Origin of the sequence: Brevibacillus fluminis (genome assembly GCF_003710825.1) — a bacterium.
Lineage (GTDB): Bacteria > Bacillota > Bacilli > Brevibacillales > Brevibacillaceae > Brevibacillus_D > Brevibacillus_D fluminis.
Map to the genome: position 1 here is coordinate 51871 of NZ_RHHQ01000011.1, position 24361 is coordinate 76231.

Sequence of the window (24361 nt, forward strand, 5' to 3'; positions counted from 1 at the left end):
CTTTACTCACGTATAAGCAAGGTAGGTTAAGTGGATACACCTTAGAAAAAACCGTACTGAAACAATTCTTGTAATTAAGAACAATGCAAGAGTACCAGAACAGTTTTCTTATGTACTTAAGATTTCCGAGGACATTTCAGAAAATACACAATTAAAGTGGATAAAGCACCCATCCCTTACAGATGAAGAGAATGAACTTGATCAGGAAAATCAAAAAGTTTTGTGTTCATGGGACAATAACTTTAACTATAAATATGAAATAACAAAGGATGGAGAAGTCATTCAATACGGGCTGAGAGCCCCTCAAATAGGCGCGATCCACGCGGTGATGTCACATTGGGTACTTTCGGAAAAACCGGCCTCGGTGGTAATGCCGACCGGTACAGGTAAAACAGAAACAATGATCAGTCTGCTTGTTGCCAATCAATGTAACAAGTTGTTGGTAGTAGTACCCACCGATCCTCTTAGAACACAGATCTCCGAAAAATTTATCTCTTTTGGCGTCTTAAAAAGGTTCGGTGTTATCGGAGAGACTGCTCTTTTTCCCGTTGTCGGCCTCTTGATGCACAAACCAAAATCACTTGAAGAGGTGGACGCCCTCTTTAATTGTTGTAACGTTGTTGTGACTGCCATGAGCATTGCAGGTGGGATTACAGGTGAACTACAGGAGAGAATTGCAGAACCCTGTTCTCATCTTTTTATAGACGAAGCCCACCATATTGCTGCTCCGACATGGGCCTCTTTCCGTGACAAATTCTCAAGTAAAAACATCATACAATTTACAGCTATCCCTTTTAGAAATGATGGCAAGCACGCTCCTGCAAGCATTCCCCACATGGTTGATACATAAAGGTCACCCCTATAAACATCTCCGAGAATCAGCCCACCAATCAAGCCAATCATCATGCTGACAGTCATCGTGCACATCATGCCTTGCATGTGATCGATTCGCTGCTTTCGTCGCCAAATAAACCAGTAAAAATACCCATAAGCAAGACTGACGTAGATAAGGACTTGATAAATCGCGCTCAAAATACAACCCCCAAGTATCCCCTCATTTGTAACGTATGTTTTCTACAAGAAAAATAGGACAAATTAAGCCATGCGGAAATCGAAGTATTCCTATCGTAGGTGTCTTGACAATCATTTCATGAATTGATAGAGTTGTAAAAAATTAATATCTTATCCAGAGAGGTAGAGGGACTGGCCCTTTGAAACCTCAGCAGCGGGTCTATAAATGACACTGTGCTAATTCCAGCGGGTGATAAAGCCTGATAGATAAGAGCGTAGAGCGAACGTTTTTATTTGTCGGTAACGCACTCTGTATATAGAGTGCGTTTTTGTTTTTCTGGATGGGAAAAAAGGAGAGGAAGAATGGAGAACGGGAGGAAACGGGAACTTCAACGAAAAATGCAAGCACGACATGTCGTCATGCTATCGCTTGGCGGGGTCATTGGAACGGGATTATTTCTAAGCACGGGGTATACCATTCAACAGGCAGGGCCATTTGGAACCATTCTGTCTTACCTTGTTGGAGCTTTCGTCGTCTATCTCGTCATGCTCTGTTTAGGAGAACTATCTGTTCACATGCCAGAAACAGGTGCATTCCATAGCTATGCAGCTAGATACATTGGGCCCGGTACGGGCTATACCGTAGCCTGGCTGTACTGGCTTACCTGGACGGTTGCATTGGGTTCGGAATTTACGGCCGCAGGATTATTAATGCAGCGATGGTTTCCGTCCATCAGTGTCTGGATCTGGAGTGCTGCATTTGCTGCTCTCATCTTTGTGTTAAATGCAGTAACCGTTAAATTTTTCGCGGAATCTGAATTCTGGTTTTCGTCGGTCAAGGTCATAGCGGTTGTTATTTTTGTCTTGTTAGGAGCAGGAGCAATAGTAGGTGTGATTCCCATGACGAATTCACAACCGGCTCCATTTTTCTCGAATGTAATTAGTGCAGGTCTCTTTCCTAACGGTGCTTTAGCCATTCTCATGACGATGCTTGCGGTTAATTTTGCATTCTCAGGAACAGAATTAATCGGTATTGCAGCTGGAGAAACAGTAGATCCCGATAAAACCATACCCAAGGCCATTCGGATAACCTTGTGGAGGCTGATTTTCTTTTTTGTAGGAACCATCGTTGTCTTGTCTGCATTATTGCCAATGTCGGATGCGGGAGTTTTAGAGAGTCCCTTCGTGGCTGTTCTTGAGCGGATTGGAGTCCCCTATGCAGCCGATATCATGAACTTCGTGATCTTAACGGCTATTTTATCTGCCGCCAACTCTGGACTATACGCGTCTTCCAGAATGCTTTGGTCACTTGCTGACAAACAAATGATCTCGCCGATTTTCCTTACATTAACAAAGCGGGGTGTACCTATTTATGCACTTATTTTCAGTATGTTTGGCGGAGGCTTAGCTTTATTCTCCAGCATTATTGCACCTGATACCGTGTATATCGTGCTGGTATCCATTTCGGGCCTGGCAGTGGTTGTCGTTTGGATGAGCATTAGTCTTTCTCAGTATCTGTTTCGCAAACGGTACATCCAAGAAGGCCATTCCGTAAAGGACCTCGTTTATCGGACGCCATTCTATCCGCTGGTACCCATCGCTTCGTTTGTCTTATGTCTGGCTTCGTGCATCGGGATTGCATTTGATCCTACTCAGCGAATTGCCCTCTATTGTGGGATTCCCTTTATCTTGTTTTGCTACGGCAGCTATTATGTAACCAATAAATATAAGAAAAGAGGAGTCAAGTATGTCAACCAAAATCAATCCCATTGAAGCAATTTTACGCGATCATCCCCTTATGATTCTGGATGGAGCGCTTGCCACAGAGCTCGAAAAGCATGGATGTGACCTGAACGATCCGCTATGGTCAGCCCGAGTATTGCTGGAGAACCCGGAAGTGATTTATCAGGTTCACACTGACTATTTTCAAGCGGGAGCGGACTGCGCCATAACAGCGAGCTACCAGGCTACCATTGATGGTTTTATCAAGCATGGATTAAGCGAACAAGAGGCTGTGGAAGTCATTAAGAATACGGTGATGCTTGCGAAAAGGGCAAGAGACGATTTCTGGAAGGAAGAGATGCAAAACGTTAGGCCGAAGCCATTGGTTGCTGCTTCCGTTGGACCTTACGGAGCTTACCTGGCAGATGGCTCCGAGTATGTCGGAAACTATGGTGTGACCGATGAAGCTTTAGCTGATTTTCATCGCCCCAGAATGGCCGCATTGCTTGAGGCAGGGGCTGATTTATTAGCATTTGAAACCATTCCTTCTTTGCAGGAAGCCATAGTACTGGATTCGTTATTGAAAGATTTCCCCCATGCATATGCCTGGCTGTCGTTTTCTTTGAGAAATGAGCAAGCCATTAGTGACGGCACCTTGCTGAGTGAGTGTGCAAAAGTGTTTGAGAACAGTCGGCAGATTGTTGCCATTGGACTCAATTGTGCACCATCATCTGTTGTTACGGAGGCCGTCAAAGTATTGAAGGCCAATACGGAAAAGCCGGTTATTGTCTATCCAAACTCCGGTGAAATCTATGATCCAGAAACGAAAACGTGGCACGGCAACGAAGCATGTAACGGGCTCGACTCTCAATCTGAGGAATGGTACCAAGTGGGAGCACGCTTAATTGGGGGATGCTGCCGAACAACTCCTCGTCAAATTGAACAAGTCTCCCGGAAATGGCGGTCGAACTCCCAAAACCGGATTTGATTCATCCCCCCTCATCTTTGTCAAGCTGAAATCAGAAGACACGAGGGGGATTTTTCTTTTGGCCTTTTTTATCATACAACATCGTTCTGAAAGATTTTTGGGATTTTTTTCGACAAAAAAAAATCGACTGCCGAGGCAGCCGATGCTCAAATTTCCATGTATGAGACAACGTAATTCTTTAGGTGCCGAGAGTTATATTATGGGTTTGTTAGTTGCATTTTCGGCAGATTTATAGTTGAATTTTCACTTTTCGGCAAAGCTTTGATTTAAAAATAATGGATTTTCATTAATATGGGTGTTTATGATGTGTTTTTCTGGCAAAAAATTGATTAAATTAGCGGCAAAATTATCGTTTAAATCACAAAATAACATCTACATGCTCTTTGTAGACGATCACCTTTTCAACATAACTACCGATGAACTTCTTAATTTCAGGGATGTTTTTCTCAGCTACATTAGACTTGAACATGCCAAACAGTTGTCGCAGGATGTCCTCCGTGATGACTGTTTTTTTGTTGTCCATTTCCAGCCCTTGGATGCTGAAAGAGAGTGTGTTTTTCTGTTCCTCCAATTCCGTCATTTTCTCCAGGAAAGAAGCTTGGGTAAAGCCTTGGGAGACAGCCGAAACGATGTAGTCGAGCTGCTTGCTGACGTCGTGCAGTTTTGCTTTTAGACTAATATGATGAAAGTATTTTAGGTAACTGCAAAATTCTCTATGAGGTAAACCAGAGTTTTTTGATTGGCCTTTCTTCTTAGGCGTTTGAGTATGGCCACAGCGATAGTGCCCAGCCACCGTCGCAGTCACCCTACGTTTCACCTCTATGATCTCGGCTATCGTCTTACCATGTCCTTTTAGGGTGAAGAGGATCATCTGGTTTCACCGTAACTCTGTAACAAAAACACAACGAACGAAAGCAGTGTTTTTTCATTGACGTAGAATCTTCATCGTCGAATTGTTTCAAAGTGAATCCTGGTATATAATTGATGAATCACTAACTTGATAAGAGGGAGGCAATCCAATGGCAAAAACCGAGACGACCTCTGTTAATCGTAAAGCGGAGATCATATCTGCGGCAATTGAAGTATTTGCAGAGATTGGTTACTACAGGGCAACGACGGCACAGGTTGCGAAACGGGCCGAAATATCACAGCCGTATATCTTTCGTTTTTTCTCAACAAAAGAAGCCTTGTTGCTTGCTGCGCTGGAGGTATCATGGAAGCGTGTGATCGATTCCTTCCGCAAAGTGGTGGAATCTGCGTCGCCCGAACAGCTGGAGACCGATTTGATCCGGGCCTATGAGGATATTTTGAATTCCTACCAGAATGAAATCCTGCTTCAAATGCAGGCGCAGACGATTCAGGAAGATTCAATCCGGGAAGCGATGCGCAATGGATTCGGGGAAGTCCGTCGTATGGTTTTGGACGCCTTTCACGCAGCTGATATCCCGAATGCTGAAGAACGTACGATGCTTTTTCTGGCGCGGGGGATGCTGTGCAACATTTCGATTGCATTGAATATGCCTGAATTGAAGGAGATCTAAAGGAGAGGAAGTTTTTAAAAGGTTGTGATTGACTAATCGATTACAGCGTGGTACATTGTCATCAAGTTAGTAATTGATCAATCACAAATTCATTTCATGAATGTTAGTGATTGATCAATTGCAAAATTTGAATGAGGTGATTTCATTGAAAAAAGCGATTGTCGTTGGAGCAACTGGCGGTACAGGAGCCGCTATTTTGGAAGAGCTTGCCAAACGTGGGATTCCCGTGATTGCCTTTGGGAGATCTGTTCAGAAGTTGGAACAACTTAAAGTAAGGCTGGGAAACCCGGAGAATGTTACGATTGCAACGGGTGATGCTTTTCGTCCGAATGACATCATCAAGGCGGCGGAAGGTGCGGATGTCCTGTTCCATTGCGCGAACGTGCCTTATCATGAGATGGAGCGCAAGCTGATTCCTCTTGGAGAATCAGTGATGGTGGCGGCTGACCAGCTCGACTTGAAGGTGGTTGCGATCGACGGTATTTATCCTTATGGAAGAAGACAGATGGACCGAGTGACCGAGGATCATCCGAAGCAGCCGCATACAAGAAAAGGAAAGACAAGGCTTGCCTACGAGAAAATGCTATTCGACCGCCGGTGGAGCCGGGCCAAGGTCATGATCGTCCGTTTGCCGGATTATTATGGTCCCACGGCGAACGAGGCTTCTTATCTGGGCTCGACGCTTGAGGCAATCGCAGCTGGCAAGATGGCATTTTTTATCGGCAACCTTCGTATTCCTCGGGAATTCGTGTACTTGCCGGACGCGGCATTCATGATTACGGAGCTGGCTGGTAGAGATGATACCTATGGAGAGAATTGGCATATACCTGGCGCAGGCCAGATTTCGGGAAGGGAGTTTGTGAGAATCGCCCAGCAGGCTAGTGGAAGCGCCAAACCGGTCGTTCCGCTCGGCAGAATAGGACTATCATTGCTCGGCATGGGTGTGCCAGTTATGAAGGAGGTAGTAGAAATGCTTTATTTGACCGAAGAACCGCTTGTTTTGAGCGGAGAAAAATACGTGCGGTTGATCGGACCTGTGCGGGCAACGGCCTACGAGAAAGGAATCACGGATACGATTCGGGCATGGCAAAACAAAAATCGTTCTTAATTTGAATCAAAGGAATTGATTGATCACTAACGAATTTGGAGGGAAGAGAAAATGAACCATTTGATCATTTATGCGCATCCTCGAAAAAAGAGCTTTAATCACGCGATTTTGGACACGGTGACGGAAAGCTGCCGTCAAGAAGGGCATGAGGTTGTTGTTCGGGATTTGTACAGTATCGGTTTTCAACCTGCGCTTGGCCCGAGCGAAATGCTCGGTGGAGTGGAAGAGGATGTCGTTCAAGAACAAACCTATGTATCGTGGGCGGATCATGTCGTGTTTATCTATCCGCTATGGTGGGCGGGAATGCCAGCAATCCTGAAAGGATATATCGACCGCGTATTTTCGTACGGATTCGCCTACAAATATGTCAATGGGGTGCAAACTAGGTTGCTGGCTGGTAAGAGGGCGACACTTATCCATACGCAGAACAAGTCCCAGGAGGAATATGAAGCAAACGGGATTGAGAATGCAATGAATCTTACGATAGATAAAGCAATACTCGAATATTGCGGTTTTACATTGAATCGTCATCTCGTTTTCGACTCGATCGTCGACTCGACCACCGAGGAACGGAATGATTGGCTCGCTCAGCTTCCGAGACGGATGTACAGTCCTTCGACGACAAATAGAAGGCGGACGTGAAGAGTAGTCTCTATTTGAATAAAAGTAAGTGATCAATAACTAATTAAAAGGAGAGATGTATCATGAGTTCCAAAAAGAAAGAGATGTCGTCGTCAGCACAGCATGGTACACAATATCGTTGGTGGGCGCTCATCGCGCTTGCGCTTGCTCAATTCCTCGTCATACTTGATGCGTCCATCGTCAACATCGCGCTTCCATCCTTGGCTGCAGATCTTCACTTGGATACAAATACGCTTAGTTGGGTGATCACGGCTTATGTTTTGCCGTTTGGAGGACTACTGCTTCTGGGGGGGAGGCTGTCCGACCGGTACGGACATCGACAGTTGTTCATTATCGGGGTTACCGGATTCGTGATCGCTTCGGCAGCTGTGGGATTCGCGAGCTCGGGAACATGGCTATTGACTGCAAGAGCGGTGCAGGGCGGTTCGGCCGCGATGCTTGCTCCGGCGGCGCTTGCCCTCGTCACAAGGCTGTTCACGAATCCTCAGGACCGGGCGAATGCTCTTGGCATCTGGGGGGCGGTCGCCGGTATTGGCAGCGTCGCGGGTGTGCTGCTGGGAGGAGTATTGACTTCTTCTTTCGGCTGGCCTTCGGTGTTCTACGTGAATGTTCCCGTAGGTCTTTTGATAATAGCGGTGACACCCTTTCTCATCACAAAAGATAAGCCGGGAAAACGCGCAAGTCTGGATTTGCCTGGAGCGGCCGCTGTAACCGCAGGCATTGTCGCGTTAGTTGCTGCGCTCTCGGGAACTGAACGAGTTGGCTGGACATCTCCATTGACACTGTCGCTTGCTGGCGTATCGGTTATGTTGCTTGCCTCGTTTGTCTTCATTGAACGCCGTGCCTCGAACCCGCTTGTGCCGCTGGAAGTATTTCGCAATAAGTCAGTATTGAGTGGCAATCTGGTGATGTTCCTCATTGGAGGAGCGACGACGGGACTGTTCTTCGCGCTGTCGGTCTATATGCAGCAGGTGCTTCATTATGACGCGATGAAGGCGGGCCTTACCCAGCTTCCGTTAGCGGGAGCGCTTGTCGCGATAGCGGGAGTCGTACCGGTGGTAATCCAAAAGCTCGGGACGCGACTGACGCTTGCTGCTTCATTGCTTTTGTTCGCCGCAGGATTAATCTGGCTGTCTTTGGCGCCGAGCAATGCATCGTTTGTCGTTCATCTGCTTGGACCTAGCATTGCGATCGGAATCGGGCTGGGAGGAGCTTTCGTCGCCGGGACGGAGTTGGCGGTCCATGGAGTGGGTGCCAACGAAGCGGGGATGGCCAGCGGACTTGTCAATACGAGTCAGCAAATCGGAGGAGCCATCGGGCTTGCCGTATTAGCGACCTTATCGGCGATCAAAACAAGAGCTTTATTGGAGGGAGGAATGAACGTGCCGCAAGCATTGACCGGTGGATTTGCTTGGGTGTTCCTCGGGGCAGCCGCCTTCGCCGTCATAGGGGCGATCATTGTCCTCACGGTTGTTCGGCCTTCATTGTCACGTGGTGTTATTAATCAATCAATAACTATAGGGGAAAAGGGTAATCGCCCATGACTATGAAGATAAGCTCTACAAGACAGCGCATCATCGGGGGACTCCTGCTGCTCTTGATCGGCATCGCGATTAGCGTCTATTTTTGGCAAATGCGGCTTCAGAAACCGCTAGAAATCGATATGGCCCACCATCAACACAGCTCGGGTGCCGTTTCCCAATTAGGGATGCATGATCATTCTCCGACAGGCGTTTCCTGCGAGAAGTTCGTAGCCAAAGAGGCACCGGGACCGACCCGGAAGTTCGATTTGACGGCTGCACGGACTGTCCTTCAACTGGACAACGGCGAGACGGTCGATGCGTGGACCTTCAACGGCACTTCGCCGGGTCCGGAAATTCGTGTTACAGAAGGCGATCGAGTCGTCGTTACGCTCCGCAACAAGGACATTGACGAAGGGGTTACACTTCACTGGCACGGGATCAATGCTCCATGTTCGCAGGATGGCGTTGCTGGTGTGACGCAGGACGCCGTACGACCGGGAGAACAGTTTACGTATACGTTTGTCGCATCGGCTCCAGGCACTTATTGGTACCATTCTCATCAGATGAGCTCGATTCAGGCGAAAAAGGGACTTTTGGGATCGATCGTAGTCGAACCCCGGGAGCCCTCCGCTCCGTTTTCCGCCGCGAAGGAGGTAAACGCGCTTTTTCAACGCTTGGATTCCAGCATGTTATTGAACGGCAGTAGTAAAGCCTTGAGCGTACCAGGAAAAGCTGGTGAACAAATACGGCTGAGGCTGACCAATGGGGACAATGAAACGATGAACTTCTCGGTAGACGGAGCCCCCTTCCAGGTGATTGCAATGGACGGCCGCGATTTGCATGAACCCGGTCACTTAAGCGGGGTAATGATTCCGGTTGGAGCAGGCCAACGCTACGATCTGCTCATCCGGCTTCCCGAATCGAAGAAGGTCATTGTAAAAAGCCAATCAGCCACGGGCTTGTCAATTATGCTTGGCAGCGGCAACGAACCGGAACTCACGGAAGGAGGGGCGATGTTTTCGTTCGTCGATTACGGTACCCCTCAGCCAGACGATCCAATCTCTAAACGTAAGCCAGACCGTAGTTACGTGTTAAGGCTCGGCCAATCCCTCTTCGTCAAAACGATCAATGGACATTCATTCCACGAGATCCCTCCTATTAACGTGAAGGAGGGGGAGCGTGTGCACATTACCCTTATTAATGAGGGCGGCGGCGATCATCCGTTCCACATTCACGGTCATACTCTCCGCGTAATCAGCCAAAACGGCACTCCACTCACGGGCAGCCCAGTCTATCTGGACACTCTTCTCATGAAAGAAGGAGAATCCTACGAGGTGGAGCTGGTGGCCGACAATCCGGGCTTATGGATGGCACACTGTCACAATCTCGGGCATGCCTCGATGGGAATGACCATGATGTTGAACTATGAGGGAATCACGACGCCGTACCGAGTGGGAACCAAGTCGGGTAACCTTCCCGATTTATAAAATCGAAAACCAAAAATGAATCCAGGAGTGATCACGATGAAGAAAGCTATGGTTGTAAGAGTCGGTAAGGGAATAGGCTGCCTGCTGGTTGAGAGATTAATCAGGGCTGGCGTAGATGTAGTTGCCTACTCCGGATCGCGACACAAACTTGCAGCGTTGGAAGAAACCCTTGATCAATCCCCACATCTGCACACTGTGCTCGGGGACGTCAAAGATTCAGAGGGTCTACTCGCCGCCGCTACGAATGGAGTCGACGTTATTTTTTGCGGCATTTATCTTACCTATGACGAGAATCCGGATAAGGTTAGACAGATGCTGGAGGCTGTGGAGATGGTTTCGGAGAAGACTGGAGCCAAAGTAGTCACGATTGAAGGCGTCTATCGTCCCTCAGGCGAGAATGAACAGGCGTTACGATTGAATGCACGGTATATGCGTCTGATTAGTCCTGAGCTGTACGGGGGGCAAGTTACAAATACGATCGTTCATTATTTGCTCAAAGAAATCGCAAACGGTAAGACGGTCAAGTCGTTCTTACGCCCTGAGATTAGGCGACAGTATCTGTACGCAGTTGATGCCGCCGTAGACGCATTGGAGCTTGCCTCGAATGATTCGGCTTTCGGGGAAATATGGTATCTCTGCGGCGGCCCCGCTATTACTGAGGAAGAGTTGATCGGATTTGCCGGTTCGGTCGTTCACAGCATCCCTCGCATCGATAAGATTGGCGGTTGGAAACGGAGACTGCTTCAATGGTATGTGCCGAGAACAAAAGAGATTCTTCCCCCCGCCTCCACTTAAGTACTGAAAATAGAGGCCAACGCCGCCGGACTGGCGGTTTTTTTATTTATATAGATAGAAACTTTCTAATCGTCCAATTGGTTTCGTTGTTCTCAATGACAATTTCACGGAACATTGATTGTACTAGCTGCTTTTGTGTAGCTGGTTCGATGTATGCCCAGTTCTCATTTAGGTTTAACATAATCTGTTTCAGCTCAGCAGTCGTCAATTGATTGCTGTAATCTTCCTCTTTAAACTCCTCTTAAATCGATTTCATTAATAGTAAAAGGTCGCCTGAAAAGGCGACCTTTTACGTGAATTTTAGTTAGTTCGTCAAAGCGTATGTATATACATTGTAGCTTGAACCAACAGATGTATTTGTAACGAATGGATCGATCCTAATGGTATAGGTAGTTCCAGCTACTAAATTAACATCTACATAGTCGATTGTCTCGGAAGTAACGCTAGTACCAACTTTTAATCGGAGGAACTGGCCACCAGCTTTAGAGTAAGATATTTGAAAACGCATTTTTTGCGTTTTTTGAGCCGTGAATGTGTAATAATCTTGAGGATCCGACCCGTTTAAATCTCCCGTGATTTGGTTCCCATCAGCTGCAGCAAAATGACTTGCAGTGGCAACGGTGTTGTTAGGCTCGACATCAGAGTAGGTAGCAGCAAATGCAGATGAAGATACTCCTAATAATAGGGTTAAAGCTAGAATACTAGTTGCAGTAAACTTTTTCATCTCAAAACCTCCTAATATTTAGAAACAACTAAAAAATAACATATATTGAAAATAAAGTAAATGTATAATTTGTAAATTATTGTAATGACATGCAATGTGGTGTAGTAAAATAGTATTTATGTGATCAAGTTATGAGCCAGTTCGTTGATCCAGACACCGGTGAGTTTTTTATGAGGAGCAGAACATCCGACCGACGGATGAGATCGTCAAGGTATTCCGCCCAGTCGGCCGCAGTTCGAAATTTGTCAAAATCAAAGCCAGCCAGAAGGCAAAGCGACGGCTCAGGAAGCTGTCACTCGCCGAGGCTGGCTTTTTGTTGAAAATTTCGCCGTAAGCTAGCGAGGGAGCTAACCTGCTGCATGGCGACAACGAGCGGGGCCAAAAGGGCATGCCGCTTACGGTAAAAGACCTAAGATTGCAGACTGTTCATAATGGGGAGCCATTGTTTTGCGAGGTGGCTTTTAGTCAGAATCGAAAAAGGAGTAGTTTTTGAAACGATCAAAATAGGGTCCAGAACGAAATGTTTTAAATTTGTTTCCAATAATGTAAATATCTATCTAGCGAAGTAAGAACGGAGTCAGCTTGAACTTATAATTATCGTTCAACAAAACTGAAAATTATAACAATATTAAACTGCGTTGACTCACTTACAATAAAGGAATATTATTCCAAATTAAGGGGTTAAATGGAGCTGAAAAGGAGGATGGTAGTGTACAAGGGTAAATAATGTTTGACTTTGTTGGCAGCTATTAATCCAAGGAGGTGGGAGGTACTTTCTTTTTTTAGGTGAGGACACATTAAAATGTATTTCACTTAAAATCAACAAAATGCATGATGTGTATGTTGTTTATATAGTTTTTACGAAATAAACGGAGGGAATCATGAAAAAATTCAAACGATTAGCTGCAAGCTTTTTAATTCCAGCGTTGTTATTATCAATATCTTTGCCAATATCAGCAGCTGAAAAACAAAGTGCAAAGCAAAGTAATTATAAAAAGTTACTTAAAGAAGGTTTGTCTGATGAAGATGCTACATATTATTCAGAATTGCAAGATTCACTTGATCAGTTAAAAAAGGAAAATAGGACGATTGATGTTGATGCTGATGCTGTAAGTAATTTCGCTGCAGTTCAGTATTCTGATGATTATATTCGTAAAAACAAAAAGTCATTTAGAGAGAAAATTTTACAACATGATCCCGCTGCAATCAGAAAAGCAACCGAAAACGCATTAAAGTCACATTTTGAAGGAAATGAATTACTATCAAAATTAGTGAAAGAAGATATCAAGAAAAATGGGAAACCAAAAAGTTTCTATGAAATAACCTTCCCCAGTGGTGACAGTATGCAAGCAACATTTGAAACCGTAAAAGAGGTAGATTCCGAAAGTGATCAAGTAGTCACCAACGCGTCATCGCAGCCTTATGCGGGCCCGTGGGGATCAAATGTTACCACCATAGGGCAAGGAACATTACCGAGTTCTAGTGGAAATTGGGGAACGAGCAACGATGTAAAGTTTTATAATGCGGCAGGATATGCCTCAAACTATCTTCAAATTAAGTATACGTTAGACAAGAAAAACACAAGTACAGCAGATGATGACACGGTAACTGTTTACTATACCTATTCTACTGGTTCTTCTTCAGGAATCATGGAAGTGGTTACTTACAATCCAAATGTTGGCCGACCTTATGATAAAGCGTCTAAAACAACTAACCTTTACACACAAACCTTTTCTGACGCAACAATGAAACTTTCCGCTCAGGTTACAGGTTCTTATAATTTTGTGGCGGGGAGTATTAGTGTAACTTTAACGCATTCAACAATATGGCATGAATTCAGTATCATTGAAGTTATGTATCATGGGCTCCCAATTTATTACGGCGGATATAAACTATAAAGGGGTTTTAGAAGGGGATAGATTTTATCCCCTCTATTAAATTACTGATACAATGCAAAGAAGAATTGCAAAATATCTATTTATAATAGGAATAGTAGTATTGTTTATATTCTTTACTATCAAAAGTGAAACAGATTTCAGTTTTCCAAATACACCAAACCTCGAAGCATTTAAAGTTATGAACGGATTTCCTTTGAAAGTTAATATTTCTCAAAATAGGTTATATAATGTTAAGATCGGTATCATTGATAGTGGAATTGACGGAAAGCAAAGGAATCTAAAACTTAATGAAGTCAATTCTTCACAAGTAATAGTAGGTAACAAAACTCACGGAACAACTGTTGCTAGTATAATTGGGGCTAAAAAGAGCGAAGACTTGGATTTTAATGGAATGCTTCCAGGAATAACTCTATACACTTTCGATATTCAGTCAAATACTTTAAATACTGACACGTTGTCAAAAGCTATAGATGAGATGTCTCAAATAGGAGTTAAAGTAATTAACATTAGCTTGTCTACTTATAAAGACAGTCCTAATTTTAAAAAAAGCATTGAGTCAGCTGTAAATAGAGGAATTACAATTGTTGCTTCTGCAGGTAATGATTCTTCTAAAGAATATAGTTACCCAGCCTCGTATGAAATACCTGGGGTAATTTCTGTTGGAGCTTTAGATGATAACCTGGATGTGTGGTCAATAAGTAACTTTAATGATACTATCGATGTTTTTGCCCCAGGAACAGGAATATATGCAATAAATGATAGGATAAGTAACAATGATATTGAGACTTTTAATGGAACATCATTATCTGCTCCATTAGTAACTACATGGGTATCATTGTTGCTTGCAATAAACCCAAGCCTAACACCTAGTGAGGTTGAAAAATTAATAAAAGAAACGTCTAAACGTCGTTTAGTTAATTGGAAACAAAGTAGAGTCTATATAAATATGGCTAATATTAACGGATCATTAATAAAAGCAACTAATTATGTGGAGTGATCGTATGATTAAGAAATTAATTTTGGTAACCACACTTATTTTTATTAGTGGATGTAGTAATAACGATGTAATAAACAAAGAACCAACTGGCCAATCCATAAACAATACGACATATCCAGTTGATAATCCACCAATTGTAGGTGAGACAGGAAACGAGAAAAGTATAGAGGAGCCTATAAATCAAAAACTGATTAAGTATTATAATGCTAATACGGTAAGTGATTTTGAGGTTACTAATTATTCAAAGGTCAGCAAGACAATATTTTGTACGATAAACTTTAAAGTTGATGGTAAGTTGCATTATGGGCTTGTACAGGCTTACCCTAGAGATACAGGCTGGATCATTCTCACGATCAATGAGGCCCCAGAAAGTCCAGATTTGGCTGTCGTATTGCAAATGAGTAGCGGTAAAGAGTTAATAGAAGAAAATGAAACGATAAAACAACCGTTTCGCATTTATTCAGGCTATATAAATGATAAGAGGGTAAAAGAAATACAAATTACTACAACTGATGATCGTATGTATGTAATCAAGGTCGGGGATGATCAGGAGCAGTTTATTTATGCTTCTCCTCGGGATGAAGTCAAGTCTAAATTTGTAGCACTAGATAAGAACGGAGAAGTTATTTATCAACAATAATTAACGTAATGTCAAATACGAAATCGAATAAATGAAAATCCAAAAGGAAAACGCTCTATAATAACCATAGATATGAACCTTCGGCAAGAATGGCATTCGCCCAGGGGGGTTAAAACAGCGGTTTCGTACCATCCGTTGGCGGTACGCAGGCGGCCGAACCTTTGGCAGAAATTTTTTGCCGATTGGAAGTTCTTAGCGGCAACCTACTATGAAAATGACAATAACCAGTGAGGCGCTACCGTTCCATCGCCCCCCACCTCCGCCATACACATCAATGATGTCACCTGAAAAGGTGACTTTTTTCATTTTTATGGGGAAATTCGACTACACATTGTGTTTTGAAGACTGGGGGTATCAGTGTGCTATCTGTTAGTTGAACTGGTAGCACCCAAAAGGAATAGCGGACGAATTGTAGAAATATTATAACAACTATTAGTGATCCACTTTATTATCTGGAGGAATGAGATCATGAATCGACTGATAGCTCTGGATACGTATGCGAGTCTTTCTTTAGAAAGAGTAAAGCTTGAACAAGAGTGGGAACAATTTATTACCGGAGTCAATGCAAAACCGGCAATCCGTTCTTTGATGTACGAGTCATGGCAGCGTTGTCAGGAACAAAACATCAATCCGCTGCATAACAAGGCTTCCATCAGTCTTTCCAGGGAACAGATTGAGGATTATATGCAAAACGAACTACACTTTCACATTCTGAAGCCGTTGCTTTCGCAGTTAATGGAGAAGTCTATCGATTCTGGTCATTTGATTACATTTTGCAATTCCTCCGGAGACATCGTTTATTTGGATGGCGATGTATCGTTAATGTTAAAAGCCGAAGATATGAACTTTGTCGTGGGATCTTCCTGGGCAGAAAATAAGGCAGGGACCAACGCGATCGGGACTTCCCTCGTTACCGGTTCGCCTATACAAGTATTTGCTGGAGAGCATTTTTGCCAAGAAGTGCAAAAGTGGACATGCTCTGCTGCACCAATCCGAGATCCGGCGACCCAAAAAATACTGGGTGCCATTGATATGACGGGCTTATGGAGGGTGAATCACCCCCATTCTTTATCTGCGGTTATTTCAGCAGCGCAGACGGTAGAACATTATTTGTACAATCAATTGGAGCAAGAGCGGTTTAGACTTACGGAAAACTGCTCTCACCTTTTATCTTCGTCGAAAACTCCTTTCTTGGTATTGGACCGTGGAGGCAAGGTGATCCATGCATCCCCTTTGCTATATAGGGAAGGTTGGATTGATGCAAATCATTTATTAGTGGGCGCTCCGCCTATCTCGTTTCCTTTGACGGCAAGAGTGCAATGGGAAGTTGAACATCGCAAAGGAATCTGGCGTTTTGAACTTAGTCCCTTTATTTACGGCGGGAATCCGATAGGGGGGATCGTTTACGTTACTCCTCCGAAAGTTCTACAGCACGTTCTGACCGAAAAAACACCGATATCCCCACCTCATGCAAAAGAAGTCGAATCGAAATCAGGTGATATTGCTATGGAGCAAACCGCTGGCAAACCATGCATCAAGAGCGATGCTTTTTACAAGTCCCTTTTTGAAGATAATCCTTCCGCCATCATCTGTTTTGACCTGGAGGGACATATATTCGAAGCCAATCCAGCTGCCGAGAGATTACTTGGCTATACGATTGAAGGTCTTCGGAATCTCAACATTCAGTCACTTATTTTTCCAGAGTCTGGCGATAAAAGAGTAAGCCACTTTGCAAATGTGAAAATGGGTAAGCCGCAGGAATTTGAAATCGCTGTTGTACATAAAAATGGACATGCCATCGATGTTAGCATTACGATTTTTCCGATGTTTAATCGAAACGAAATCATCGGGGTTTACGGAATTGCGAAAGACATTACCAAGCATAAACAAATCGAGGAAGATCTGAAATCAACAAAAGAGCAATTGGATTTGTATCTCAAAAACACAGTCGATTCGATTGTTGTGTTGGACCTGAATTTCAAGGTAATTAAAGTGAATCGAACCTTTGAGAACATGTTTGGTTGGGCGGAGCAGGAAGTCATCGGTGGGGAATTGCCCACTATTCCCGAGTTTCTGCTCGATGACTTCAGCAGACTTCAGCAGGAAATCCTCAACAGCCGACACGTTGCCTCGTATGAGACAGTAAGACAGCGCAGAGATGGAAGTTTGCTGGATGTCAGTACGTTCGTGTCACCGCTCTCAGATACGAAGGGGAGTGTGATCGCTTTTGTTGCAATTCAGCGAGATATTACAGATCGCAAGCGAATGGAAGAAGCACTAACAGAAAAAGAAAAGCAATTGCGCACCTTGATTAATGCTATGCCTGATTCGGTGTGCTTCAAGGATGGCGAAGGGCGATGGATTGAAGCGAATGATTGCTGCTTGAGTACATTTCAGCTGGAAAATGCCCCTTTTCAAGGAAAATGCGACAGTGAACTGGCAGCGATAAACCCGTTTTTCCGCACCGCACTGCTGCAGTGTGAAGAGTCGGATAACCAAGTCTGGGAAAAAGGCAGTGCCGTCCGGTTGGAAGAAATGATCCCGCAGCCCAATGGAGAGTCCAAGGTGTTTGATGTCAGTAAAGTCCCCTTGTTTGATTCGGATGGACGTCGGAAAGGACTCGTGGTCATCAGTCGCGATATTACGGAGTTGAAGAGAACGGAAGAGCTCTTGCGCAAATCCGAAAAGTTATCGGTGGTGGGGCAATTGGCAGCAGGCGTTGCCCATGAAATCAGGAATCCATTGACCTCCATTAAAGGGTTCATTCAGTTTATTAAGGAAGGCAATTACAAAGAAGAATATTTTGAGATGATTTTATCTGAATTAGACCGGATCCAATCGGTTGTGAACGAATTTTTGGTACTGGCTAAACCACAGGCGATCAATTTTCAGCCTAGAGAACTGACAGCTCTCTTGAATCAGGTCGTCGAATTGCTAAATACAGAGGCCATCATGAATGATGTCCAAATTGCATTCGAGTTTGAGCGTACATTCCCCATTGTTAACTGTGAAGAAAATCAATTAAAACAGGTCTTCATCAATATTCTTAAAAATTCAATTGAAGCCATGCCAAACGGGGGGCAAATCAAGATTGAACTTCAGCAGCAGCAAGATGCAGTCTCGATTCGATTCATCGATCAAGGAGATGGTATTGCAGAAGACCGTATACAAAAGTTGGGTGAGCCTTTTTATACAACAAAAGAAAAGGGAACGGGTTTAGGCTTGATGATCAGTTATAAAATTGTACAGGCTCATCAGGGAAGAATGAAGATCAATAGTCAAAAGAATAGAGGAACAACCGTCGAAATCATGTTGCCGATTGGGTAGGGGAGTACCGATTTGCCTGAAACAGGCAGTCCGCCAGATATCAGACTACAAAGAAATTAAAATTTCTTAATTGACAAAAAAATAACACCGAATTTATAATAAAAAACAATAAAAGCGCTTCACTCTCAAGAAAATACTGTCGAAGGAACATCGCCTATGGAAGTATTACAAACCGTTCTAGTCACAGGCTACTCCAAAGCACCTCAAGGTACTTCGATGTATGAAGTGTATAAGCACGCTGGCATCGTTTTGGAAGTTCATATGGAGACGCATCGGATTGTTGGCGTGGAATTTACGTTTGTCGCCGGCTTGACCAAGGATTTCTTTGAAAGACTTGTTGTCGGGTATGAGCTGGACAAAGGCTTGGAGCCGCTGATCAAACGGATCCAAGACCATTACTTTGCACCATCTCAACAGGCGATCATCGTAGCGCTTCAGTCGGCAGTACAGCGCTACTGGGATTTCTTGGACAAGAAAAAATAATAACATTGGTTATGTTGAAGTGGGAAGACAACCTCTTTCCATGATCTCATCAGAACCGAGCTTAAGCAAAGACTCTCAGGAATCATTCTGATTTCTGGCATGGTCATGTTGCTTTATGCTCGGTTCTTTTATTTTACAGATAAGATTGCCATGCCGCGAACACGGCATGGCAGTCTTATCCAGTATAAGCGCAACCGCGGCTCCGCCAAAAAGCATGGCGTAGCCAGGTTTTCTAATTAGGGGGTAACATGGAGAAATTTATTGATGTGAAAAAAGCGGCAGCTTTAATCAAAGATGGGGACTCCCTGATGGTCGGAGGGTTCGGATTGGTCGGAAGCCCGTTGGCCATCATTGCCGAGCTGGCCAAATTATCCGTCGGCAATCTTACGATCATCAGCAACAACCTGGGGGAGCCGGGAAAAGGACTTGGCGTACTCGTGTTGGAAAAGCGCGTGAAAAAGGCAATCGGCTCTTACTTTACGTCGAATCCGGATGTTGTAAAAGCGAATCAGACTGGAGATTTGGAGATTGAGTTGATGCCACAGGGGACACTCTCAGAAGCAATTCGCGCCGGCGGAGCGGGCATCGGTGGCTTTTATGTTCCGGCTGGAGTAGGTACACAAATAGAAGATGGAAAAGAATTGAAAGTCATCAAGACCAAATCATTTTTATTTCAAGAAGCTCTTCATGCGGATGTAGCGATTATCAAAGCCCATAAGGCCGATAGACTGGGGAATCTCATTTATCGAAAATCGGCAAGAAATTTTAATCCGATCATGGCTACGGCTGCCGATCTGGTCATCGCCGAGGTGGATGAAATCGTTGAAGTAGGTCAGCTGTCACCGGAGGAAATTATTACGCCACACTTGTTTGTCGACTATGTGACGATGAAGGGAGAAGACCGCTCATGAATGAGAAAGAACTTATTGCTTCACGGGTTGCGAAGGAATTGCGGAACGGGGATATCGTCAACCTCGGCATCGGAATCCCAACGCTGGTCGTTGAATATCTCCCCGCGAACATCGAAGTGTTTATTCACTCGGAAAATGGAATCCTTGGCGTCGGCCCTGCCCCTGCTGCGGGTGAGGTGGACAAAGATCTTGTGAATGCGGGTAAGCTTCCCGTCACCGTTTCAACGGGCGCTTCCTATTTCGACAGTGCCGCATCGTTTGCCATGATTCGTGGAGGACATGTTGATGTATCGATCTTGGGTGTCCTGCAGGTGGATGAACAGGGGCGTATCGCCAACTGGGCGGTTCCTGGAAAAAGCGTGCTTGGCGTAGGCGGGGCGATGGATCTGCTGGAAGGGTCGAAAAAAGTTATTGTCGCAACGACCCATACCACGAAAGAAGGCAGCCCCAAGCTCGTGAAACAGGCGACGTATCCGTTAACCTCCATACGCCGGGTCGATTTGATCGTTACTGAGCTAGCTGTTTTTGAGGTGCGGGACAGTACACTGGTTCTTACCGAACTCGCCCCCAATGTAACCCTAGAAGAAGTGAGGAGCAAGACAGAAGCTCATTTTCAAGTGCAGCTGGCAAATGAAAAAGCGGGCGAAGGCCTGACAAATACGCACAGTCGTGAGGTGGAAAAATGGTTGTCATCGTAAATGCATTACGAACGCCGATTGGGAAATACGGAGGGGCATTGGCTCATGTCACGCCGGAGGACTTGGTAGCGATTGTCATGAACAATAACCTCTCGCATTCCGGTTTTCGCCCGGATATTGTCGATGAGGTGATCGTTGGGCAGACCAAGCAAAGCGCTCATTCACCCAATATTGCCAGAGTTGCTGCACTCAAGGCAGGGTTTCCGGAAACGGTGCCTGGGTATACGGTGCATCGCCAATGTGGTTCCGGAATGCAGGCGGTTTGGAATGCTTATCTGTCAATTTTGACCGGCCAATCCGAGGTTGTGTTGGCTGGCGGTGTGGAGAGCATGTCGCAGGCGCCTTACTATTTCGTTGGAAACAGATTCGGATTACATCCGGGGAATATGGCGATGTTCGATTCAAATACTGAGAGCCAGCCCCGTTCGCAGCCTATCGATCGGTACGGAACCTTTACAATGGGTGAAACTGCCGAGATACTGGCAGAGAAATACGAAATATCCCGTCAGGCGCAGGATGAATTTGCGTACAAGAGCCAAGCCAAAGCCAAAAATGCTATCGATTCCGAACGATTCCACGACGAAATCGTGCCGATCGAAGTAAAAGAAGGAAGAAATAGCGTTCGATTGTTTGCTGTCGATGAATTCCCAAGAGAAGCCAGCTTGGAAAAGCTGGCGACACTATCCCCCGCGTTTCGGGGCAACGGGACGGTTACGGCGGGTAACTCGTCGGGCAGAAATGACGGAGCGGCGATGCTGCTGATGATGAGCGAAAGGAAAGCAAAAGCGCTGGGCTTGACCCCGATGGCAAAGATTCGCTCCTTTGCCGCTGCCGGTGTATCGCCGAAAGAGATGGGGATCGGGCCGGTGCCGGCTACCCAAAAAGCGCTGCGTCACACCGGGTTGGACTTGCGCGATGTTCAATTGATCGAACTTAATGAAGCATTTGCGGCGCAGAGCCTGGCTGTCCTCAAGGAGTGGGGGATCAAAGGCGACAATGTGAACGTCAACGGGGGGGCTATCGCCCTCGGCCATCCGTTAGGGTGCTCCGGAGCAAGAATCATGGTCACACTTGCGCATGAAATGCAAAAACAGGATGCCAGATACGGATTGGCCACGCTGTGTATCGCAGGAGGCCAAGGAATTGCGGCGGTGATTGAAAAATGGAGCGAGTAGAGGCAAAGGATTATGTGTTTCACCGTGATTTTACCAAAGAGTATCCCATGATTGTCCGCGCAGAGGGAGTTTATCTGTATGACGAACAGGGAAATCGCTATCTGGATGCTTCCTCGGGAGCCATTGCCGCCAATCTGGGGCACGGGGTGACGGAAATCGCTGAAGCAATGGCAGAACAGGCGAAAACAGCCGGTTTTGTACATACATTGCGCTTTGAAACAAAGGTGCTGCACGAATTAGCGGCAGAGATCGGGAAGATGGCCCCGGCTCCATTGAATCGGGTTTATTTTACCTCGGGCGGTTCGGAAGCGAACGAGAGCGCGATGAAGCTCGCCCGCCAGTACCATCGAGATCGCGGGAAACTGGAGAAGCATATCGTCATCGGCCGCTGGCAGGGCTACCACGGCAATACGCTCGGTTCATTATCGGCAGGCGGCGATATCAAACGGCGTCAGCCTTATACGCCAAACCTGGCCAAATTCGAGCACATTTACTCGCCGTACTGCCATCGCTGCCCCTACAGCCGGACCGAGGAAATCTGTCAGCGGGAAAAGCGGATGCCTTGTGCCGAGGAGCTGGAGAGGCTTGTCAAAGAGATTGGGCCCGAATTTGTTTCTTCCTTTATATGCGAGCCCATCGTCGGCAGCCAGCAAGGGGCGGTGGTTCCTCCCAAAGGCTATTTGCAGCGAGTACGGGAAATCTGCGATCAATACGAAATCGTGTTAATTATCGACGAGGTGATGACCGGGTTTGGCCGAACCGGGACTGATTTTGCAATCGAGCAATTTGGCGTCGTGCCGGATATTATCACCTTTGGCAAAGGTGTGTCCGCGGGGTATGCGCCTCTTGCGGGAATGATTGTCTCCGATCAAATCGTCGAGAGTTTGGTTGCAAACGGAAACGGCCGCTTCATTCACGGCTATACGTTCAGCGGCCACCCGGTATCTGTAGCAGCCGGTCTCGCAGCTGTCCGCTACTATAAGCAAAAGAATGTGCTGGCGAATGGCAAAGAGCAAGGCGAGTATCTGTTTCAGCGCTTGCGCGATTTGCAGAAAAGACACAGCAGCATGGGGCAAATTAGGGGCAAAGGCTTGTTGGTGGGCTTTGAGCTGCTGGCAGACCGCTCTCGGGATCAGTTGTTTCCCCCTTCTTTCGGGGCAGCTGATCGGCTGAATCACGAGGCGTTAAAGAGGGGGGCCGTGTTCTATCCGGGGGCAGGCACAATCGATGGAGTAAATGGGGATCACCTGCTGATCGGGCCTCCGCTGACGATCACAAGGGAAGAAATCGATGAGCTTGTCGCTATTTTGGATCAATCGCTTGCTGCTTTTGAAGAGCAGGTTTACACAATAACAGGAAAAGAGGAATGAACCATGACGGAAAGCACGAAAACCATGAACGAGCTTCAACAGAAAGCGCTTCGCCATTTGTCGCCCGTAATGACGCGGATCACAAACCTGGTCATCAAGCGCGCGCACGGGGCAAAATTCTGGACAGTCGATGACGAGGAATATCTCGATTTCGTTTCCGGGGTTGCGGTCAATGCGTTGGGACACACGCATCCGGAGGTCGTCGAGGCGATTCAGGAGCAGGCCGGTTCTCTGATCCATCTGGGACTGAACTACGGTTATTATGAGAGCGCTGTCAATCTGGCCGAAAAGCTTGCCGAAATTACACCGGGCGAGCTGGACACTGTCTTCTTCAGCAATTCGGGAGCCGAGGCGATCGACGGAGCCATCAAATTGGCCAGAGCGGCGACGGGTCGGCCAGCGCTCATCGCTTTCGAAGGCTCGTTTCACGGCCGAACGATCGGGGCTACGACATTAACGGCATCAAGCGCCAAGTACAAAAAGCACTATGAGCCGCTCATGGGTGGCGTCCACCACATTCCGTATCCGTATGCACTGCAATTGGGCGCGGGCATGAGCGAACAGGAAGCGACCGCCTATTCGCTTGATCGATTACAAAAGCTGTTTGAGCTTCAAGTCGATCCTTCTCAAGTAGCGGCGATCATTATTGAACCTTTTATGGGAGAGGGCGGGTATGTGCCTGCGCCGGTCGCTTTTCTGCAAGAATTGCGCAAAATCACGGAGAAGCATGGGATCCTGCTCGTCTTTGACGAGGTCCAAACAGGATTTGGCCGAACCGGAAAGATGTTTGCCGCCGAACACGCCGGGGTAACGCCGGATATCTTGGTGCTTGCTAAAGCGATAGCTTCCGGCATGCCGCTCGGAGCGATCGTTGCCAAGCGGGAGCTGCATGAAAAGTGGCCAGTGGCGGGGCATGGATCAACGTTTGGCGGAAACCCCATCTCCTGTGCTGCTGCGCTGGCGAGCATCAATGTCATCGTTCGCGAGCAGCTTGTCGAAAGAGCAGCCGCGCTCGGCCAACAAATTGTGGAACGCTTCAATCGCTCAATCGGCCACTTTCCCGCAGTCGCTCAAATTCGCGGGACAGGACTGATGATCGGAGTTGAATTTAAAGACCAAGATGGAAATCCCGGTACAAAGCTGGTTGCTGCGATTCGCGAAGAGGCTCTGAAAAACAAGCTGTTGGTCACAGGCTGCGGCGTCTACGGCCAAACGATACGCCTCATGCTGCCGCTGAATATTGCGGAAGAGGATTTGGATCAAGGTTTAACCATTTTGGAGCAAGCGATTGCAAAAGCAGCAGCCAACTAAAACAAAGGGG

At 46.1% G+C, this 24361-nt stretch carries 21 protein-coding genes and 1 riboswitch; of the genes, 19 read left to right on the forward strand and 2 right to left on the reverse strand.

Annotation, left to right across the window (positions count from 1 at the left end):
* Window positions 1-220: 220 nt before the first annotated feature.
* From EDM56_RS13845 to mmuM, 3 genes are all read left to right on the forward strand, one after another.
* Window positions 221-850, forward strand: coding sequence for a DEAD/DEAH box helicase family protein (locus tag EDM56_RS13845; RefSeq protein WP_122918499.1), 630 nt, complete (start codon window positions 221-223; stop codon window positions 848-850).
* Window positions 851-1179: 329 nt separating this feature from the next.
* A riboswitch (SAM riboswitch) is annotated at window positions 1180-1285 on the forward strand.
* 89 nt (window positions 1286-1374) lie between these two features.
* On the forward strand, window positions 1375-2784 hold the full coding sequence (gene mmuP, locus EDM56_RS13855; protein WP_122918500.1) for an S-methylmethionine permease: 1410 nt from the start codon (window positions 1375-1377) through the stop codon (window positions 2782-2784).
* Window positions 2759-3721 (forward strand): homocysteine S-methyltransferase, encoded by a 963-nt coding sequence (mmuM, locus tag EDM56_RS13860; protein WP_122918501.1) that lies wholly within the window; start codon window positions 2759-2761, stop codon window positions 3719-3721. Before mmuP ends, mmuM begins: the two co-directional genes overlap by 26 nt.
* 358 nt (window positions 3722-4079) lie before the next feature.
* On the opposite strand, the gene EDM56_RS13865 is transcribed toward mmuM, so the two are convergent.
* On the reverse strand, window positions 4080-4526 hold the full coding sequence (locus EDM56_RS13865; protein WP_148040388.1) for a hypothetical protein: 447 nt from the start codon (window positions 4524-4526) through the stop codon (window positions 4080-4082).
* Window positions 4527-4740: 214 nt separating this feature from the next.
* Between EDM56_RS13865 and EDM56_RS13870 the strand changes: the two genes are divergently transcribed.
* The 6 genes from EDM56_RS13870 to EDM56_RS13895 all read left to right on the forward strand — a co-directional run bounded on the left by EDM56_RS13870 (window position 4741) and on the right by EDM56_RS13895 (window position 10817).
* The gene (locus tag EDM56_RS13870; protein ID WP_122918503.1) at window positions 4741-5262 is read left to right on the forward strand and encodes a TetR/AcrR family transcriptional regulator; all 522 of its coding nucleotides are present in this window, start codon (window positions 4741-4743) and stop codon (window positions 5260-5262) included.
* Between the two features lie 145 nt (window positions 5263-5407).
* Window positions 5408-6370 (forward strand): SDR family NAD(P)-dependent oxidoreductase, encoded by a 963-nt coding sequence (locus EDM56_RS13875; RefSeq protein ID WP_246009381.1) that lies wholly within the window; start codon window positions 5408-5410, stop codon window positions 6368-6370.
* A 51-nt stretch (window positions 6371-6421) separates the two neighbouring features.
* On the forward strand, window positions 6422-7012 hold the full coding sequence (locus EDM56_RS13880; RefSeq protein WP_122918504.1) for an NAD(P)H-dependent oxidoreductase: 591 nt from the start codon (window positions 6422-6424) through the stop codon (window positions 7010-7012).
* A gap of 62 nt (window positions 7013-7074) precedes the next feature.
* Window positions 7075-8556 carry a DHA2 family efflux MFS transporter permease subunit gene (locus EDM56_RS13885; protein ID WP_122918505.1) on the forward strand — a complete coding sequence of 494 codons (1482 nt, stop codon included), beginning with the start codon at window positions 7075-7077 and terminating at the stop codon, window positions 8554-8556.
* Window positions 8553-10022 (forward strand): multicopper oxidase family protein, encoded by a 1470-nt coding sequence (locus EDM56_RS13890; protein ID WP_246009382.1) that lies wholly within the window; start codon window positions 8553-8555, stop codon window positions 10020-10022. The genes EDM56_RS13885 and EDM56_RS13890 overlap by 4 nt, the downstream gene beginning before the upstream one ends.
* Window positions 10023-10058: 36 nt before the next feature.
* A complete protein-coding gene (locus tag EDM56_RS13895; protein ID WP_122918507.1) occupies window positions 10059-10817 on the forward strand; it encodes a Rossmann-fold NAD(P)-binding domain-containing protein in 759 nt (252 codons plus the stop codon).
* Window positions 10818-11121: 304 nt separating this feature from the next.
* On the opposite strand, the gene EDM56_RS13900 is transcribed toward EDM56_RS13895, so the two are convergent.
* Complete coding sequence (locus EDM56_RS13900; RefSeq protein WP_122918508.1) at window positions 11122-11541, reverse strand: hypothetical protein; 420 nt, start codon at window positions 11539-11541, stop codon at window positions 11122-11124.
* Between the two features lie 881 nt (window positions 11542-12422).
* On the opposite strand from EDM56_RS13900, the gene EDM56_RS13910 reads away from it, so the two are divergent.
* The 10 genes from EDM56_RS13910 to EDM56_RS13960 all read left to right on the forward strand — a co-directional run bounded on the left by EDM56_RS13910 (window position 12423) and on the right by EDM56_RS13960 (window position 24351).
* Entirely contained in the window at window positions 12423-13439 is a 1017-nt protein-coding gene (locus tag EDM56_RS13910) for a hypothetical protein (RefSeq protein ID WP_122918509.1), read from the forward strand.
* Between the two features lie 100 nt (window positions 13440-13539).
* Entirely contained in the window at window positions 13540-14436 is an 897-nt protein-coding gene (locus EDM56_RS13915; RefSeq protein WP_183192430.1) for a S8 family peptidase, read from the forward strand.
* Window positions 14437-14440: 4 nt separating this feature from the next.
* Window positions 14441-15076, forward strand: coding sequence for a hypothetical protein (locus EDM56_RS13920; protein WP_122918511.1), 636 nt, complete (start codon window positions 14441-14443; stop codon window positions 15074-15076).
* 468 nt (window positions 15077-15544) lie between these two features.
* The gene (locus tag EDM56_RS13930; protein ID WP_122918512.1) at window positions 15545-18403 is read left to right on the forward strand and encodes a PAS domain S-box protein; all 2859 of its coding nucleotides are present in this window, start codon (window positions 15545-15547) and stop codon (window positions 18401-18403) included.
* A 156-nt stretch (window positions 18404-18559) separates the two neighbouring features.
* The gene (locus EDM56_RS13935) at window positions 18560-18886 is read left to right on the forward strand and encodes a DUF3870 domain-containing protein (RefSeq protein ID WP_122918513.1); all 327 of its coding nucleotides are present in this window, start codon (window positions 18560-18562) and stop codon (window positions 18884-18886) included.
* Between the two features lie 248 nt (window positions 18887-19134).
* The gene (locus tag EDM56_RS13940; RefSeq protein ID WP_122918514.1) at window positions 19135-19797 is read left to right on the forward strand and encodes a CoA transferase subunit A; all 663 of its coding nucleotides are present in this window, start codon (window positions 19135-19137) and stop codon (window positions 19795-19797) included.
* Window positions 19794-20495 carry a 3-oxoacid CoA-transferase subunit B gene (locus EDM56_RS13945; protein ID WP_122918515.1) on the forward strand — a complete coding sequence of 234 codons (702 nt, stop codon included), beginning with the start codon at window positions 19794-19796 and terminating at the stop codon, window positions 20493-20495. Before EDM56_RS13940 ends, EDM56_RS13945 begins: the two co-directional genes overlap by 4 nt.
* The gene (locus tag EDM56_RS13950; RefSeq protein WP_122918516.1) at window positions 20480-21670 is read left to right on the forward strand and encodes a thiolase family protein; all 1191 of its coding nucleotides are present in this window, start codon (window positions 20480-20482) and stop codon (window positions 21668-21670) included. Before EDM56_RS13945 ends, EDM56_RS13950 begins: the two co-directional genes overlap by 16 nt.
* Window positions 21658-23040 carry an aminotransferase family protein gene (locus tag EDM56_RS13955; RefSeq protein ID WP_122918517.1) on the forward strand — a complete coding sequence of 461 codons (1383 nt, stop codon included), beginning with the start codon at window positions 21658-21660 and terminating at the stop codon, window positions 23038-23040. Before EDM56_RS13950 ends, EDM56_RS13955 begins: the two co-directional genes overlap by 13 nt.
* A 3-nt stretch (window positions 23041-23043) precedes the next feature.
* Entirely contained in the window at window positions 23044-24351 is a 1308-nt protein-coding gene (locus tag EDM56_RS13960; RefSeq protein ID WP_246009383.1) for an aminotransferase class III-fold pyridoxal phosphate-dependent enzyme, read from the forward strand.
* Window positions 24352-24361 lie beyond the last annotated feature (10 nt).

Excerpts from the sequence above, each read along its gene's own strand:
- mmuP (WP_122918500.1), top strand. The coding sequence starts at position 1,375 with ATGGAGAACGGGAGGAAACGGGAACTTCAACGAAAAATGCAAGCACGA.
- mmuM (WP_122918501.1), top strand. The coding sequence starts at position 2,759 with ATGTCAACCAAAATCAATCCCATTGAAGCAATTTTACGCGATCATCCC.
- EDM56_RS13870 (WP_122918503.1), top strand. The coding sequence starts at position 4,741 with ATGGCAAAAACCGAGACGACCTCTGTTAATCGTAAAGCGGAGATCATA.
- EDM56_RS13880 (WP_122918504.1), top strand. The coding sequence starts at position 6,422 with ATGAACCATTTGATCATTTATGCGCATCCTCGAAAAAAGAGCTTTAAT.
- EDM56_RS13885 (WP_122918505.1), top strand. The coding sequence starts at position 7,075 with ATGAGTTCCAAAAAGAAAGAGATGTCGTCGTCAGCACAGCATGGTACA.
- EDM56_RS13890 (WP_246009382.1), top strand. The coding sequence starts at position 8,553 with ATGACTATGAAGATAAGCTCTACAAGACAGCGCATCATCGGGGGACTC.
- EDM56_RS13895 (WP_122918507.1), top strand. The coding sequence starts at position 10,059 with ATGAAGAAAGCTATGGTTGTAAGAGTCGGTAAGGGAATAGGCTGCCTG.
- EDM56_RS13900 (WP_122918508.1), bottom strand. The coding sequence starts at position 11,541 with ATGAAAAAGTTTACTGCAACTAGTATTCTAGCTTTAACCCTATTATTA.
- EDM56_RS13910 (WP_122918509.1), top strand. The coding sequence starts at position 12,423 with ATGAAAAAATTCAAACGATTAGCTGCAAGCTTTTTAATTCCAGCGTTG.
- EDM56_RS13920 (WP_122918511.1), top strand. The coding sequence starts at position 14,441 with ATGATTAAGAAATTAATTTTGGTAACCACACTTATTTTTATTAGTGGA.
- EDM56_RS13930 (WP_122918512.1), top strand. The coding sequence starts at position 15,545 with ATGAATCGACTGATAGCTCTGGATACGTATGCGAGTCTTTCTTTAGAA.
- EDM56_RS13935 (WP_122918513.1), top strand. The coding sequence starts at position 18,560 with ATGGAAGTATTACAAACCGTTCTAGTCACAGGCTACTCCAAAGCACCT.
- EDM56_RS13940 (WP_122918514.1), top strand. The coding sequence starts at position 19,135 with ATGGAGAAATTTATTGATGTGAAAAAAGCGGCAGCTTTAATCAAAGAT.
- EDM56_RS13945 (WP_122918515.1), top strand. The coding sequence starts at position 19,794 with ATGAATGAGAAAGAACTTATTGCTTCACGGGTTGCGAAGGAATTGCGG.
- EDM56_RS13950 (WP_122918516.1), top strand. The coding sequence starts at position 20,480 with ATGGTTGTCATCGTAAATGCATTACGAACGCCGATTGGGAAATACGGA.
- EDM56_RS13955 (WP_122918517.1), top strand. The coding sequence starts at position 21,658 with ATGGAGCGAGTAGAGGCAAAGGATTATGTGTTTCACCGTGATTTTACC.
- EDM56_RS13960 (WP_246009383.1), top strand. The coding sequence starts at position 23,044 with ATGACGGAAAGCACGAAAACCATGAACGAGCTTCAACAGAAAGCGCTT.